This is a genomic window from Marinobacter sp. JSM 1782161, from assembly GCF_011421605.1.
Classification (GTDB): Bacteria; Pseudomonadota; Gammaproteobacteria; order Pseudomonadales; family Oleiphilaceae; genus Marinobacter_A; species Marinobacter_A bohaiensis.
Genome location: NZ_WSSA01000002.1, coordinates 2,505,331 through 2,521,071 on the forward strand (window position 1 = coordinate 2,505,331; position 15,741 = coordinate 2,521,071).

Below are 15,741 nucleotides of genomic sequence, written 5' to 3' on the forward strand. Positions count from 1 at the left end.
TTTCATGTCCGCAGATGCATCCCGCGATTCCGATACCCCTGTCCCCGGCCCACTGAGTCATCTGACGGTCCTTGACCTCAGCCGTATCCTGGCCGGTCCGTGGACGACACAGATCCTGGCGGACCTGGGCGCCCGGGTGATCAAGGTCGAGAGCCTGACAGGCGACGATACCCGCCGCTGGGGGCCGCCATTCCTGACCCGCGAAGCCGACGATGACGGCGTTGAAGCCTCCGACGCGGCCTACTTCACCTGCTGCAACCGCAACAAGGAATCCGTCTGCGTTGACTTTTCCAGGCCCGAAGGCGCGGAGCTGGTTCGCAAGCTCGCCCGTTCCGCCGACATCCTGGTGGAGAATTTCAAGGTGGGTGGCCTGAAAAAGTACGGGCTGGATTACGCCAGCCTGCGTAAAGAGAATCCGCGCCTGGTGTATTGCTCCATCACCGGTTTCGGCCAGACCGGCCCCTACGCCAGCCGTGCCGGCTACGACTTCCTGATCCAGGGGATGGGCGGACTGATGAGTATCACCGGACAGCCGGAGACCGAAACCCAGCGCGCCGAACCCTTGAAGACGGGTGTCGCCATTACCGACGAATTCACCGGCATGTATGCCGCGACCTCGATCCTGGCCGCCATCGCCAGCCGGGAGCAAACCGGCGAAGGCCAGCATATCGACTGTTCCCTGTTCGATTGCCAGGTGGCCATGCTCGCCAATCAGGGCTCCAACTGGCTGGTCGGAAAACGCACACCGAAGCCAATGGGCAACAACCATCCCAACCTGGTGCCCTACCGCGCGTACCCGGTACAGGACGGCCATGTCATTATCGCCTGCGGCAACGACCGCCAGTTCCGCTCGTTGTGCGACGTACTGGAGCTCACTGCTGTTGCCCGCGACCCACGTTTCCTGACCAACGCCGACCGCGTGGACAACCGTGACCTACTCGAAGACCGGCTCGAAGACCGGCTTGCACACTTCTCTCGCGAACGGATTATCAGTCTGCTGGAGACGGCCGGGGTACCCTGCGGACCCATCAACACAATCCCGGAAGTGTTTGACGATCCCCAGGTCATTGCCCGCGACATGGTCGTCCCCATGAAACGGAGCGACGGCTATGAGATCCCGACGGTCGCCTATCCGGCAAAGTTCAGTGCAACACCTGCAGCTTATCGGTCAGCGCCGCCCAATCTGGGCGCCAGTACACGAGCATTGTTGCAGGATGAACTGCACATGGATAAATCGACCATAGAGGCTCTGATACAGTCCGGGGTCGTTGCCTAGATAAGAACACCGTATTTAAAAAGAAAACGCGCGCGCTTAATCAATCAAAATACAAGCAAATAAAAAACAGCACCTCTGCTTTTTTTCCCGTCCGGCTGATAAACAGAAAATATATTTATTTTCAATTCCATACGGATACCGCCTCGCTCGACACCCCCCATCAAAAAACCTTCATTCCATAAAGACTTTTTTTCGTTTGTTCATAACCCGACACCTCCCATAACGTAAATATCGAAGCATTTCGAGATCGCTTCACTCAATCAATAAAAAAGATATCTCCACTGTTTTCCGACTCGTTTCTTCGAACAACAAATAAAACAAAAGGTGTCTTATGAACAACAAAAAAATCCTGGGCCTGGCTGCGCCCATACTCTGCCTGAGCGTCACGACACAAGCCGCCGAACTGGCTGTTTCCGGCCAGGTTAACCGCGCCATGATGGCCGTGGACGATGGCGACAAGACAGAAACCTACTTTGTCGACAACACCAACAGTTCCACCCGCTTCCGCTTCGTTGCCACCGGTCAGATCACCGAGACCATCGAGGCCGGTGCGAGGCTGGAAATGGAGTTCGAGTCCAATCCCTCATCCGCAATCTCGCGGCAGAATCCCAGCATCTCCAGCGAGCTGCAGGAGCGCCACGCGGACATCTTTTTCAAGGGCCCGTTCGGCGAAATCTACCTTGGCCAGGGCGACGGGGCCGCCAACGGCATTACTCATAAGGATCTGTCCGGTACCGGCGTCGTGGCGCTTCTGGGGCATGCCCACATGATGGGCGGCGGCACACAGTTCCTGGACGCGGGCCAGGCAGGGCCGACCGTCTCCCAGAGTATTGCCAACTTCGACTTCGAGAGCCGCTACGACCGTATGGCCTACCGCACCAACCAACTGGGTCCGCTGACCCTGACCGCCAGTGTGGGCCGCAAGGATGAGATGATTTACGAAGCATCCGCGGTCTACGCCAGTGAACTCGGGTTCGGCAAGGTCGTCACGGGCCTCGGCTACTCCAGCGAAGAGGTGGAAGGCGGCGCAGACAGCAACGATACGGTGGGTGGCTCGGCGTCGGTGCTGCTGAATGGCGGCTTCAACGCTGCGTTGTCCTACTCCCGTCTGGAGGCAGACGCCGGCTACGAGTCCGCCAACACCACCTTCCGCCTTGGCTACAAGAGCGGCCGCCATGCCAGCTCGATTGACTACGGCATCACCGAGGATCGCGCCCAGGAAGGCGACGAAGGCACCTACATGGGCGTGAACTACGTCTACAAGCCGGCGGACTGGATCGAGCTCTACGGCACCGGCCGCGTCTTCGCCCTTGATCGCGATGACGCCGATTTTGATGACATCACCGTGGTCGCGCTGGGCAGCCGACTCAAGTTCTGATTGATTGAAGACGGAGCATCGCCATGCACATCCGCCCCATCATCCCAATCCTGCTGGCCGGCATGCTGGCCTCCGGCTGTGCCGGACAACCCTTCGCCTATCACGATGCCAACCAGATCCCGCAAGGACCCGGCCTGGTGTCCGGCGAGGATGGCGCATTCCGCCTAACGGTCAACGACCTCGGGCGCTGGAACGAAGATCGACAACAGAAGCAATAGACCGTCCCTGACTCGGAGGACATTGCATGAAAACCCTGAGAAAACTGATCACCGAAGACAACGACATCACGGTGGTCCCTGGCGTATACGACGCGTTCACTGCCCATCTCGCCGAGGAAGCCGGCTTCGAGGCCGTCTATCTTTCCGGCGGCAGCCTCGCTTACACCAAACTGGGGCGCCCGGACATTGGTTTGGTGTCCATGTCCGAAGTGGCCGATTCCATCGCCTACATCCGTGACCGCATTACTCTGCCGATCATCGTCGACGGCGATACAGGCTATGGCAACGCCCTGAACGTGCAGCGTACGGTTCGGGTGTTCGAGCGCGCCGGTGCTTCAGCCATCCAGCTGGAAGACCAGTCGCTGCCCAAGCGATGCGGCCACCTCGCCGGTAAGAGCCTGGTGTCCTGCAGCGAAATGGAGGGTAAGATCAGGGCGGCGGTGGACAGTCGCCAAAGCGAGGAGACGCTCATCGTTGCGCGCACCGATGCGATCGCCGTTGAATCTTTCGAGGCGGCACTTGAGCGCGCCGAACGCTATGTCGAAGCCGGCGCGGACATCCTGTTTATCGAATCGCCACGCACTCGCGAAGAGCTGGCCGCTATCGGCGAACAGTTCGGTCGTCGCATACCCGTTCTGGCCAACATGGTGGAAGGCGGGCACACCCCCATTACCAACCCGGACGACCTCGCCCAGCTTGGCTACCGGGTCGCCATTTTCCCAGGCGGCCTCGCCCGCGCCATGCTACGCCAGGCCCGCGCCTATTTCGCCAGCCTAAAGCAGCATGGCACCAATAAGCCGTTTGCGGAAAGAATGGCAGACTTCAACGAACTCAATACCGCCATCGGTCTGCCGCAGATCCTGGCGGAATCCGACAAGTACAAGGACGGCGGACCGGGTACGGACGCCGCCTGACTCAGGACCCGACATCAGAAAAGATTGTTTCGATAACAAGGTTTTTTCGTTTGTTCGCGCAACCATGGATCCCTAACGTAATCATAAGGGCCAATCCCCTGGATGCCCTCCAACAAATCTAATAAAAGGAAGTCGCTCCATGTCCCTGAAAAAGTCGATCATGACCGTTCTCGCTGCCACGGCGCTGTTTTCTCCAACCAGCTTCGCCGCCACCGATTACCCCACCCGCGATATCGACCTGGTCGTGGGCTACTCAGCCGGAGGCAGCACCGACATCCTCGCCCGCACCATTGCGCCATACATCCAGAACGAGCTGGGCGGCGACCAGTCAATCACCGTCATCAACCGTCCCGGCGGCAGCGGTGAAATCGCCTACACTGAAATGGCCCGCGCCCAATCCGACGGCTACACCCTGAGCATGGTCAACATGCCGGGAGTGATTAACCCGATCATCGAGCGTTCACCGGATTACCAACTGGATGACTTCACCTTCCTGGGTAACGTCATCTTCGATCCGACGGCGATCTTTGTCGGCGCCAACAGCGAGTTCGAGACACTCGAACAGTGGGTCGATTACGCCAAGGAAAACGGCAAGAGCGTGACCGTCGGCAACCCGGGGCGTGGCGGTGCGCAACACACCTCCTTCGAACGCTTCCTGATGGCCGCCGGAGTCGACGTCAACAACATTCCTTTCAACGGCGGTGCCCGCAGCCGTGCAGCCCTGCTGGGCGGTCATATCTCAGCCGCCGTCATGGGTCTGAGCGAGGCCGCCGGCAACGTCAAATCCGGTGATATCCGCGTACTGGCCGTCATGGCCGACGAACGCAGCCCGCTGCTCCCGGACGTGCCGACACTGAAGGAACTGGGCTACGACCTGGTTGGCGGGTCGTACCGCGGCCTGATGGCGCCGGCTGATATCGATTCTGACGTAGCCGACAAGCTCCGTGGCGCGATTGCCGATATGATGGAAGACCCCAAGTTCACGGCCGAGGCCAAGAAGCGCCTGTTCATGCTGAACTACATGACCGCCGCCGAGCAGAAGGACCTGACCGACACGCTCTACGAAGACATGAGCAACCTGTGGGACAACAAGCCCTGGGTTGAGAAATAGGCGTCTTATCTTGCCAGTTTGGCGGGCATTCCTGACTACGGGAGCGCCCGCCCGTCATTCCCCGGACTCATGTTTCAATACCCCGGCGACTCCCGAGTCGTATCGCCGGGCATGCCCGAACGGTGCAGCCCATGAACCAGAGCATTTCCATCAAGTCGGTGACCGATGAAGTTGCCTTTTCACTGACGGCCATCCTCGCCGCCTCCTTCCTGCTGGTGAAAACCAGTGAAATCACCGGCGCCAGCAGCCTGTTCCCGACCGCGATCTGCGGGGTCATGTTGGGCTGCGGCGTCCTGTCACTGGTCAAGACGCTGGTGGCCTGGTTTCGCCAGGGGCCCGGTGCGATTCGCAAGATCGATGTCTCCGGCTTTGTCTACGGGGCCTTCGCCGCAGTGGCCCTCGTGATTGCCGTACTGCTCGTGCCCTATATCGGCTACTTCAGTGCGATCACCCTGTTGCTGGTTGGAATCCCGCTGATGCTCCGGTACCGGAACCTGCTGATGGTGTTGCTCATGACGCTGATTTTCGAGGGCGCGATCTACCTGATCTTCGTCGAAGCCTTCAGCCGGCGCCTGCCCGCAGGCTCGCTGTTCCAGTAACCGTTTTTCGCAACGACTTTCGAACAAGCCACCAATAACGACCGACCGGGCAGCTCATCATCATGTTTGATCAACTCCTTACGTCTTTCTACATCATTCTGGAGCCGGCCAATGCCCTCGCGATGCTGGGCGGAACCCTGCTGGGCATCTGTATCGGCGCCCTGCCGGGACTGAGCGCCACCATGGGGATCGCGATCCTGATTCCCCTGAGCTTCGGCCTTGATCCACTGGTCGGGCTTGGGCTGATGGCCGGCATCTACAACGGCGCCATGTACGGCGGGGCGATTCCGTCCATCCTGCTTGGTGTACCCGGCACACCGGCCTCGGTGGCGACTATTTTTGACGGCCGCCCGATGTCCGAACAGGGCAAGGGCAACCTGGCGCTGCGGATCGCGGTGTTTTCCTCCGGCATCGGCGGCACTGTCAGCGCTTTGACCCTGGTGTTGCTGGCGCCGCCGCTGGCCAAGGTCACGCTCATGTTCGGCCCTTCAGACTACTTCTGGGTGGCCCTGTTCGGGCTGCTGAGCCTGTCCCTGCTACTGGGCAAGAGCCTTGTCAAAGGGGTCTTCGCCGCGTGCCTCGGCCTGATCATGGGCTTGATCGGCATCGACACCATCAGCGGCCAGGAGCGCTTCACCTTCGGTTTTGTGGAGCTGACCAACGGCGTCAATATCGTCGTGGTGCTGATCGGCCTGTTCGGCATACCGCCCACCCTGAAGCTGGCGAAGACAGCCATCACCGGCACTGGACCGGCGGAGATCAGCGAGGAGAAGGATCACGAGCCTTTTCGCTCCCTGGTGCCCCGTTTGATGCCAACCTGGCTCAAGTCCTCCGGCATTGGTGTTTTTGTCGGTCTGCTACCCGGGGTGGGAGGAAACATGGCCTCCTTCCTGAGCTACAACGAAGCCAAACGCTCATCGAAGACTCCCGAGCGGTTCGGCGAAGGTGCTGAGGAAGGCGTCGCGGCCGCGGAATGCGGCAATAACGCCGACAACGGTTCTGCCCTCGTTCCTGCACTGACCCTGGGCATCCCGGGCAGCTCAGTGTCCGCCGTCATCCTGGGCGGCCTGCTGGTGCACGGCCTGCAGCCAGGCCCGGCCCTATTCAAGGAGAGCGCCGACATCGTCTATGGCTTCATGCTGCAGATGCTGATCACCGCCATCCTGCTGATCCCGATCGGAATCATGGGTTCGCGGCTGTTCGTGAAAGTCCTGAAGATCCCTGCCGCAATGCTTATTCCCGCCGTCTTTGCCCTGAGTATCGTCGGGGTCTACGCCGTCAACAACAGCATATTCGATATCTACCTGTTGCTGGTGTTCGGCCTGATCGGAGTGGTGCTGGTGCATTTCCAGGTGCCGCTCGCTCCCATCGTGCTCGGCGTCATTCTGGGGCCTATGGCGGAAGAGAACCTGCGTCTTGCGTTGCTGATCGGCCAGAACGAGTGGACCGCCCTCTTTCCGTCCGGCCTCTCCATCGGCCTGGCCAGCTTCACAGCGCTGGTCGTGCTGTTCTCGGTATTCAAGCCACTGATCAGTAAATGGCTGTCAGGCAAGAAAGACCGCCCTAATGGCAACCGACGAATGAGCACGTCAACCAACCACGGATGAAACCTCTTTAGCGGGCCTTCCCTGACTGAACGTCACGTCGGACGCATCCCCAACGATAGCCAGGGGCTGGCCCGCCTGATCATCAAAGAATGGATGCTTCCAGGGCGTGCTCCATCAGGGCTTCCAACGCCCTTTCCCTGCACCACCAGGGACAACAAATTTCCTTCATTCCAGATTGAAGAAAATGAGTTATTCACTGTGAATTCAGTCAGATATCTTGGAATGACAGTTCTTACCCGGAAAGGAATGATCATGACTGAACAACAAAAATGCCGCCCCTGGCTGGCCGAAGATGTCGCCAACAATACCAGTTGGATTCGCCCCCTCGACCAGCGCGTCATCGACGAACTGGGCACTGCCCTGGACGTCGCCAAACGAGCGGGCAAACCCCTGCTTGAGATGACCCCCGAGGACTTCCCCTTGGGCGAAAACGCCATTGCCGCCTTCAAGGGTGCATTCGACAGCACCCAGACGAACTGGGGTTTCTGCCTGATCAAGGGACTTCCGGTAGAGCAGTGGACCGTCGAAGAAGCCCATGTGCTTTACTGGGGGCTCGGCCTGCACATGGGCGTCGCCCGCACACAGAACAAGACCAGCAATATCATAACCTCCGTGAAGGACGCCGGCGGCAGCTACAAAGTGGACGGTGGCCGCGGCTACAACACCAATGCAGGTCTGGATTTCCATGTGGACTTCTGCGACGTGGTCTCGCTGATGTGCCTGCATCCGGCCAAGCGGGGTGGCACCAGTCTGATCACCAGCTCTCTGGCCATCTACGACGAGATCATGCGCACGCGCCCGGATCTGGACGAAGCCATTCGCACGCCGTTCTATTTCAGCCTGCAGGGGGCGGGCTCCGACGACGAGCCGCCCGTCTATCCCTGCCCGATTTACGGCGAGACCGAAGGCTACCCCGCTTTCCGTACCAACCGAAAGAATATTACGGCCGCCCAGAACTACTTCGACGACATTCCGCCGCTGACCGATAAGCAGGTGGAAGTGCTGGATTACCTGGACGAGCTGTTGCCGGATCCGAGGTTCTGCTTTTCGATGGAAATCGAAAAAGGCGACATGCAGTTGCTCAACAACTACACGGTTGTCCACTCACGGACCGATTTCGAGGACTTCGAAGAGGAAGCCAGGAAGCGTCATTTGCTGCGCCTGTGGATGACCATCCCCAATTCGCAACCGCTGCCCCAGAATTGGGTCAAGGCCTTCAAGGATGTTCGTCCCGGCGCCGTGCGTGGCGGCAACCGTGGCAAATGTATTACTGAGGATTTTCTGAATTACGAACGCCGTCAGGCGACATATCACGGCATGCACAACGTGTTCTCGTAACGATCAACCTCCCTTTGGGCGCCGTCGATTGCCACTCGGCGCCCCTTTTTTACGGGAAATCCGCTGGACATGCCACGTACAGAGGCCAACACATTTTTGAGTGCTAACGCCGCCTTCCGCTTGATCAAATCGCTATCCATCGGTGCATTAGGCGGGGCACTGTTCGATCTTCTTGGGCTGCCGCTGGCCTGGATGCTTGGCCCTCTGGTGACAAACCTGATCGCCTCGATCAGTACCGTCCAGGTCGCCGTACCCGAAAATCTCCGTCTCGTCTTTCTCGGTGTTTTGGGGCTCGCTTTGGGCAGCCAGGTGACCCCGGCCCTGGTTGAGCGAGTCGTGGACTGGCCCGTATCCGGCGCATTACTCCTTATTGGCGTTGCCGTTTCTACCAGCGTTTGTGCAGCCTGGTTTCGCCGGCGCGGGTTTGACCCGGTCACGGCATGGTTTTCCGCAGCGCCCGGCGCGATGACCGCCATGATCATGATGGGCGAAGCCTGTGGAGGAGATCCCCGGCGAGTGGCCATTTCCCAGTCTCTGCGTATCATCCTGGTACTGCTCATCTTACCGCCACTGTTCTGGCTATATGAGAGTGGAGGTGGCAGCCGCCCTACGGCGCCGGGTGAAGATACGTTTTCAGCGGCCTATCTCCTCCTGACGCTACCGTTGCTGATTCCTATCGGCATGAGGCTGAGAATCCCGACCCCTGCCCTGCTTGTCCCGCTCCTGTTCTCTGCTTTGCTTTCCGGGTTCAGCATAGCCCGATTCCAGATGCCAACCTGGGGTATGAACGTCATGCTACTGGTACTCGGCTGTGCGATCGGTTCACGTTTTAGGGGACTTTCCCTGTCCCTGCTGCGAAAACACCTGTTCGAGTCAGTCATCGCAACCTCACTCTTGCTTCTTATCCTGGCTCTGTTCGCCGAACTCGTGCACTGGATATTGGGGGTTCCCCGGGACGTCGCGCTACTGGCCATGGCTCCAGGCGGCATTGGTGAGCTTGCCATTCTTGCCGTAGCTCTTAATCTCGACCCGATGTTTGTCGCCTTCCATCACCTGCTTCGGATCGTCGCTCTCATGGCAGTTGCGCCACTATGGGCGCGATTCCTCACCACGCGCCGTTCCTGACACAAAGCGCTCCGCAAACCGATGCGACCAGATCTCCTGCTGGGCAAATCCAATCCCAACCCGCCGGACCTTCCCGTACCAACGCCCACAGGGCGGCCCACAACACCGGCTCTCCAAGAACCGCGATGATTGAGTGCATGTCCCGGGTTTGCACCGACGCTGGCGTTTTATTACCGTTCCATAACGCCTGCACAGCCAACGGACCGGGTCAATAAGCAGGCATTACACCGCGCCACGGAATGGCGCATCGGCAAGCAATGGAAGGCACATCATGAACATCAAGCGACCACGGGAACTCGTGCTCAGCGATCTGCCCCGTATCGAGTCCCCGACCTTCGCGGCCCATGCCGCACGCCCCAAACTGGACAATCCGGCATCGCCGCTGCTCTGGGACAAAACCTCTTTGCAGACCAGCCGATTGGACCGACCGCTATCCGACCAGGACACCGCCGACAAGATCGCCCAGGCGCTCAGCAAAGGCGAGCTACTGCTGGTGTACAGCTCCATCGACGGCTCGCCGATCAACCCTGTTGTCACCTGGCGGGAATCCGGTTCCCTGCCGGGCCGCTGGCTCGTACAGAAAGACCTTCCCGGCCTGTTCCTCAATCAGCAAGTCGCCCGGCTCAACGACCGGCAGATCACCCCCAACCAGATCGAACGGCTCGGCCCGGAAGGGATCGGGCATCTATCGTTGTCCGGTTTCGATATAGAATTGCGGCAGCGGGAAATTGAAGAGAAAGAGCAGGCTCAGTCTGGTCAGCGAAACAATCTGTCTTTACCGGTTGGAGCCGCGGCGGCTGTTGCTCCGGTGGTTGCAGAGGCCAGTCAAGAGGAGACGTCGGCTGAGAAGGAATTGCATGTTGAGGTGGGGATATTTCTCGATGGGACGGGCAACAATGCCACTAACACGGAAATACTCAACAAGAAAATCGAGTCAGTTTGCCTGAATCCTCATAGACGGGGTGAAATAAGCGAGGCTGAGTGCGAACACCGTCTTGGACTATTGCTGGGAACGAGCTACACAAATACCAAAACGAACGTGCACAAACTCTGGTCTCTGTATCAGGACTGGGACGAAGAAACTCCATCGACTCGAAAAGTAGGATTTGCGATCTATGCTGAGGGCGTTGGAACAACTGACGGTGAGGATGACTCCGCGTGGAGCATGGCAACAGGAATAGGTGGCACAGGCATCATTGAGCAAGTAAAACTTGCTTTGAGGGATGTTACCAGACTGCTGGCAAGTAGAGTTTCAACAAATCGAATTGACTCCCTCACCTTGGATATCTTCGGGTTCAGCAGAGGAGCAGCTGCAGCCCGACATACCATTCATACTGTAACCGAAGGCACCACGGGCTTACTGGGCGAGGCGTTCGGAGACTTCAATCTTGAATGGCCCCAAAATGTCATCGTCCGATTCGCAGGGCTTTTTGACACTGTGGCCGGTGTCGTTAATTTAAGCGCAGGAGACCTTTCTGCAAGCAACAGCGAAAACGCTCCTGTTCACGTCTACCTCAACCCTCAAAGCGTGAAATCAGCCGTCCACTTGACGGCCCTAGACGAATGCCGGCAGAACTTTGCATTAAATAGTCTTCGCGATGTTAATGGAGCACTTCCCGCCAATTTCCACGAGATAAAAATGCCTGGGGCCCACTCGGATGTGGGCGGTGGTTACGCGGAATCTTCCGTTGAAGCACACCTTCTAAACCCATCAATCACGGTAGAAGGTTTCCGAGCCCAATGGCCTGAGGAAACAATGGCCTGGGACAACCTGGAGACGATAAAATCACGCGCTATTTCAGATCGCTGGATAGGGCCACACAGCCTACCGCTACCTTCTGGCGAGACTGCTTCCATTGAAATAGAAAAGACCAATCGCAACCTGCCAGGTAGAGACGAGCAGGTCACCCTGAACCTAAGAATGACACGCTACATCTTGGGCAGCTACTCGCTTATCAATCTGTATTTGATGCACGATCTTGCAACAGAGAACCATGTCCCGCTATCTCCCATTTCCGGCCGGGATGACCTAGAACTCCCCGAGGAACTTGATGCATTGAAAAAACGAGCATTAGAGGAAGTAAAACAAGGCAGTAACCAGCCCAAGTTCTCGTCCGATCAACTCGATCTATTAAAGCAACGTTATGTTCATCACTCGGATCACTATGACTTGCTCGAAACAATGCTGAGTGACTCGGTGATTAAACTGGAAGTCCCTACGCCAGAACTTAGCCCCTTTAAACCCGCTGAGGGCAGACAGCGAATCGTGCACCCCAATCAACCGGAGACATCTTAATGACCAGCCGTATAGTGCTAGCCACAGTTTTTTTATGGCTACTAGCCGGGTGCGCCACACAACCAGAGCCTCAGCAACCGATGCATATCGGTGTCGGCGCGCCGAAAAATTACAGTGTATTGGTCGAACGGTTTGCACTCGTATCACAGGAAGATGGAATCAAAAACATGGAGATGGGACGTGTTAACTGCTGCTGGAAAGGCCCCCACGGCCCAGTCGGGAAAGGAGGCCCCATTGGAGAGTTGCCGGACTACATCGTCATCCGCTGGTATTCCCTCTCCGAGCAAAAATCGTATCAAAAGTCTTTCCACTTACCGGATGGTCTGCAGCAGCAAATCGCACAGCCTGCAATCTATCGAACAAGCAAAGGAGAATTTCAGCGCCCACGGGACATCCTGACCATCGGCCTAGCCCCAGGCGGCACCATCGTCCTCTGGATCATGAACCAGATTGGCAACGAAATCGAAGTGGCCCGCTTCCAGGCCAATGAGATTGACGGGGATCCTTCGCGCTATAAAGCCGCGACGGAACAATACCTCGAGGAAAACGGCGACTACCTGGACGAGCACGGCATTCCGAAGACAGGCTGGTGACTATCCGGGTTACCGGCCAATCCATTCTGCCTGTCCAAGCCTTCCTACGGCGCCTGTCCATTCAGGCGCGCGCCTGTGATCGCAGACGCTGGATCGAAGAAAGCAGCTCTTCTTAATTTATGAATAAACATTCATAATACTTTCCGCTAGTTGCACGCGAACCACCGATTAAATCCAATCACTCAGTAGCAAAAGGGCAGCCATGCCCTTTTAACTTATGCATAACAATTCATATAAAACAACAAGAATGAGCAACCCATGACGATTTCCGATAGTCGTGAGCGCAAGGCCTGCCCCGGCCTCGACGCCCTCACGCCATCCCTGCGACGCGACGTCCGCCCGGCAACGGCGAACGCTATTCAAAAAACCAAAAAGAAGTAAGAGGACTGCTTATGGACGGCATCACCCAGGACGGTGCCCTGGAATCGGGAAGCGCTCGCTCGCCCGGTTTCTTTGCCCGTGAAAACACCATCGCCGGCCCGCAATTCAATCGCTGGCTGGTTCCGACCGCCGCTTTGGCGATCCACCTGTGTATCGGCATGGCCTATGGCTTCTCGGTGTTCTGGCTCCCCATGACCAACGAGATTGCCAATGCGCCGGCCAGTTGCGCCAACCTCGGCCTGATGCAGGCGCTGACCACGACCACGTGTAACTGGACCGTGCCCCAGGTCACCTACGTGTTCGGGATCTTCATTGCCATGCTGGGCGTCTCCGCCGCGATCTGGGGCGCCTGGCTGGAACATGCCGGGCCGCGCAAGGCCGGCTGTATTGCAGCATTGTGCTGGGGCGGCGGCATGATCGTCGGCGGCATCGGCGTGATGACTCACCAGCTGTGGCTGGTCTACCTCGGCGCCGGCGTGCTGGGCGGTATCGGTCAGGGGCTGGGTTACATCACCCCGGTCTCGACGCTGATCAAGTGGTTCCCGGACCGCCGCGGCATGGCCACCGGCTTTGCCATTATGGGCTACGGCGGTGGCGCGATGATCGGCGCGCCCCTGGCGGTCCTGCTGATGGGCCACTTCGCGGCCGATGGCGGCACCGGCGTTGCCATGACGCTGATCACCATGGGCGCCATCTACACCATCGTCATGGCCTGCGGCGCTATCGGCTTCCGGGTTCCGCCCAGCGGCTGGAAACCCGAAGGCTGGGAGCCGCCCAAGTCCCAGAAAGACAACGCCATGATCACCCACGGCCACGTGCACCTGAACACCGCCTGGAAAACCCCGCAGTTCTGGCTGATCTGGGGTGTGCTGTTCCTGAACGTGACCGCCGGCATCGCCGTGATCTCGATGGCCAGCCCCATGCTGCAGGACGTGTTCGGCGGCGCTTTGGTGGGCATTACCGATCCTGATGCGGTACTGACCGCTTCGCAGAAAGCCGCCGTGGTTGCAGCCGCCGCCGGCCTGGTGGGGCTGATCAGTCTGTTCAACAGCGTCGGCCGCCTGTTCTGGGCCTCACTGTCGGACAAGATCGGCCGCAAGAACACCTACTTCTGCTTCTTCATCCTGGGCATCATCATGTACTGCCTGCTGCCGACCTGGGGCCACCTGGGTATGGCGGGTATGTTCGTGATCTCGATCTGCGTGATCCTGAGCATGTATGGCGGCGGCTTTGCCACCGTGCCGGCGTATCTGGCGGACATCTTCGGGACCCAGATGGTGGGCGCCATCCACGGTCGCCTGCTGACGGCCTGGACCGCCGCCGGCCTGGTGGGCCCGCTGATCATCGCCGCCCTGCGGGAAGCGCAGCTCAATGCGGGCGTCGCCCCCAACCTGGTCTACGACCGCACGCTGTACATCATGGCGGGGCTGCTGTTCGCCGGGCTGATCTGCAACCTGCTGGTGCGGCCGGTGAAGGAAGAACATCACATGTCGGACGAGGAAGTGGAGTACGAGCGCTCCCTGCAACACGACGATCCGGTCGGCGGCAAGGCGGAATCCGCTGCGCGCGGCGCCTTCGGCATCGGTGGCGTGCTCTGCTGGCTGGGTGTGGGCGTGCCCTTCCTGATCGGGCTGTACATCGCGCTGGCAAAAGCCGCTGCGCTGTTCTGAAGGCTAATCGCCGGGTGCCAAAGCGCCCGGCGATCACAACCGATCGCTGGCGAGCAGCTCGGCGAACGTGCACACCTCCCCGCAACGATCCGGCGCATAACCGGGCAACGCATCGAGTCGATTCAGGAACTCCGCCGAACCCATCAGGGCAAGCAGCTGTTGCATGTTGTCCTGCTGCAGGCGGTCTTCGGGACAGATCAGGAGGTAGTGCTCGGTTGCAAGGTGGATGAAATCCAGTCCGAACTGGGCCGCCGCCGCCTCCACCCCAAAACCGGCATCCGCCATACCCGCCGCCACGTAGGCGGCCACCGCGGTGTGGGTGAATTCCTCACGCTCGGCTCCCTGGATCTGGCCCTCACGAATGCCCTGTTCCGCCAGCAGCATGTTGAACAGGATCCGCGTACCGGAATGCTCGTCCCGGTTGATGAAACGGACATCGGACCGGGTCAGGTCGGCCAGGCCGGTCACCGTCTCACGGCTGTCACGCCGGATGATCAGCCCCTGCTCCCGAGTGACGAAGCGGACGACCCTCAGTTTTTTAAGATCGAGCTGATCCTGGTAGGCCGCCATCACCTGCTCTGCCTGGTGCGGGCACGCCGGAAAGTGGAAGCTGGCCACATCCGCATCCCCGCGAGCCAACGCGCTCAGCGCTTCAGCGGGATTGCAGTAACGCAGATCCAGCTCCAGCTCATCGGAGAAATCCGGCAGCAGGGCCACCGCATAGCCGTGACTGGCGTGCAGTCGCAATACCGGATGCGCCCCCGCCAGCAACTGCTGCAGCTGGTTGTTGAGCTCCGAGGCCATGCTGTCCATCTGCGGCCCCAGACGGGCCTTGGCCCGTTGTTCGGACCACAGCAGTTTCTCGCCCAAGGCCGACAGGCGGGTGCCGCGCCCCTTGTGCATATCCACCAGCGGCAACCCGAAAAAGCCGGCGCTGCGATTCAAAAGGTTCCAGGCGTGGCGATAGGAGATCCCCGCCTGTTCGGCGGCCACGGTGAGCTTGCCCGCATCGCGCACGCCTTTGAGCAACCGGAACAGGACGGGATCGAACAGTTCGCCTTCCTCGGAGCGGAAGACCCAAGCCGGTGAAATGCTGAGTTTTTTCTTATGCATTGTTTTTCATATTTCTAGCCGATGAATGGAGTGCTATTTTTCCAGTAAGCACCTGATCAGAGCCTATAACAATTAAGAATGGTTGTGCATAACCGTCAACCATTCGAAACCTGATGAGAGTC

General features: G+C 58.9%; 14 protein-coding genes. 13 read left to right on the plus strand and 1 reads right to left on the minus strand.

Features of this window, described 5'->3' with window-relative positions; translation table 11 throughout:
- The first annotated feature begins 4 nt into the window (after nucleotides 1-4).
- The 13 genes from GQB00_RS11240 (at nucleotide 5) to GQB00_RS11295 (ending at nucleotide 14,506) form a co-directional block, all read left to right on the plus strand.
- Nucleotides 5-1,276, plus strand: coding sequence for a CaiB/BaiF CoA transferase family protein (locus GQB00_RS11240; RefSeq protein WP_165856273.1), 1,272 nt, complete (start codon nucleotides 5-7; stop codon nucleotides 1,274-1,276).
- A 331-nt stretch (nucleotides 1,277-1,607) separates the two neighbouring features.
- Nucleotides 1,608-2,654 (plus strand): porin, encoded by a 1,047-nt coding sequence (locus tag GQB00_RS11245; protein ID WP_111493680.1) that lies wholly within the window; start codon nucleotides 1,608-1,610, stop codon nucleotides 2,652-2,654.
- 23 nt (nucleotides 2,655-2,677) lie between these two features.
- A complete protein-coding gene (locus GQB00_RS11250) occupies nucleotides 2,678-2,872 on the plus strand; it encodes a hypothetical protein (RefSeq protein ID WP_111493678.1) in 195 nt (64 codons plus the stop codon).
- A gap of 26 nt (nucleotides 2,873-2,898) precedes the next feature.
- On the plus strand, nucleotides 2,899-3,786 hold the full coding sequence (locus GQB00_RS11255; protein ID WP_111493676.1) for an isocitrate lyase/PEP mutase family protein: 888 nt from the start codon (nucleotides 2,899-2,901) through the stop codon (nucleotides 3,784-3,786).
- A 139-nt stretch (nucleotides 3,787-3,925) separates the two neighbouring features.
- Nucleotides 3,926-4,897, plus strand: coding sequence for a Bug family tripartite tricarboxylate transporter substrate binding protein (locus GQB00_RS11260; protein WP_165856274.1), 972 nt, complete (start codon nucleotides 3,926-3,928; stop codon nucleotides 4,895-4,897).
- Between the two features lie 131 nt (nucleotides 4,898-5,028).
- A complete protein-coding gene (locus GQB00_RS11265) occupies nucleotides 5,029-5,496 on the plus strand; it encodes a tripartite tricarboxylate transporter TctB family protein (RefSeq protein ID WP_165856275.1) in 468 nt (155 codons plus the stop codon).
- A gap of 62 nt (nucleotides 5,497-5,558) precedes the next feature.
- Nucleotides 5,559-7,103 carry a tripartite tricarboxylate transporter permease gene (locus GQB00_RS11270; RefSeq protein WP_165856276.1) on the plus strand — a complete coding sequence of 515 codons (1,545 nt, stop codon included), beginning with the start codon at nucleotides 5,559-5,561 and terminating at the stop codon, nucleotides 7,101-7,103.
- Between the two features lie 252 nt (nucleotides 7,104-7,355).
- Complete coding sequence (locus tag GQB00_RS11275) at nucleotides 7,356-8,441, plus strand: TauD/TfdA family dioxygenase (RefSeq protein ID WP_165856277.1); 1,086 nt, start codon at nucleotides 7,356-7,358, stop codon at nucleotides 8,439-8,441.
- 69 nt (nucleotides 8,442-8,510) lie between these two features.
- Nucleotides 8,511-9,566, plus strand: a complete 1,056-nt coding sequence (locus GQB00_RS11280; protein WP_165856278.1) for an AbrB family transcriptional regulator — start codon at nucleotides 8,511-8,513, stop codon at nucleotides 9,564-9,566.
- A gap of 271 nt (nucleotides 9,567-9,837) precedes the next feature.
- Nucleotides 9,838-11,862: a T6SS phospholipase effector Tle1-like catalytic domain-containing protein gene (locus GQB00_RS11285; RefSeq protein ID WP_165856279.1), complete on the plus strand. Its 2,025-nt coding sequence runs from the start codon at nucleotides 9,838-9,840 to the stop codon at nucleotides 11,860-11,862.
- Nucleotides 11,863-11,942: 80 nt separating this feature from the next.
- Nucleotides 11,943-12,455: a DUF2931 family protein gene (locus GQB00_RS11290; RefSeq protein ID WP_228276699.1), complete on the plus strand. Its 513-nt coding sequence runs from the start codon at nucleotides 11,943-11,945 to the stop codon at nucleotides 12,453-12,455.
- Between the two features lie 258 nt (nucleotides 12,456-12,713).
- Nucleotides 12,714-12,836, plus strand: a complete 123-nt coding sequence (locus GQB00_RS21950) for a hypothetical protein (RefSeq protein WP_266096040.1) — start codon at nucleotides 12,714-12,716, stop codon at nucleotides 12,834-12,836.
- Between the two features lie 11 nt (nucleotides 12,837-12,847).
- Nucleotides 12,848-14,506 (plus strand): OFA family MFS transporter, encoded by a 1,659-nt coding sequence (locus GQB00_RS11295; protein WP_165856281.1) that lies wholly within the window; start codon nucleotides 12,848-12,850, stop codon nucleotides 14,504-14,506.
- A 33-nt stretch (nucleotides 14,507-14,539) separates the two neighbouring features.
- On the opposite strand, the gene GQB00_RS11300 is transcribed toward GQB00_RS11295, so the two are convergent.
- Nucleotides 14,540-15,619: a substrate-binding domain-containing protein gene (locus GQB00_RS11300; protein WP_165856282.1), complete on the minus strand. Its 1,080-nt coding sequence runs from the start codon at nucleotides 15,617-15,619 to the stop codon at nucleotides 14,540-14,542.
- Nucleotides 15,620-15,741: the final 122 nt, after the last annotated feature.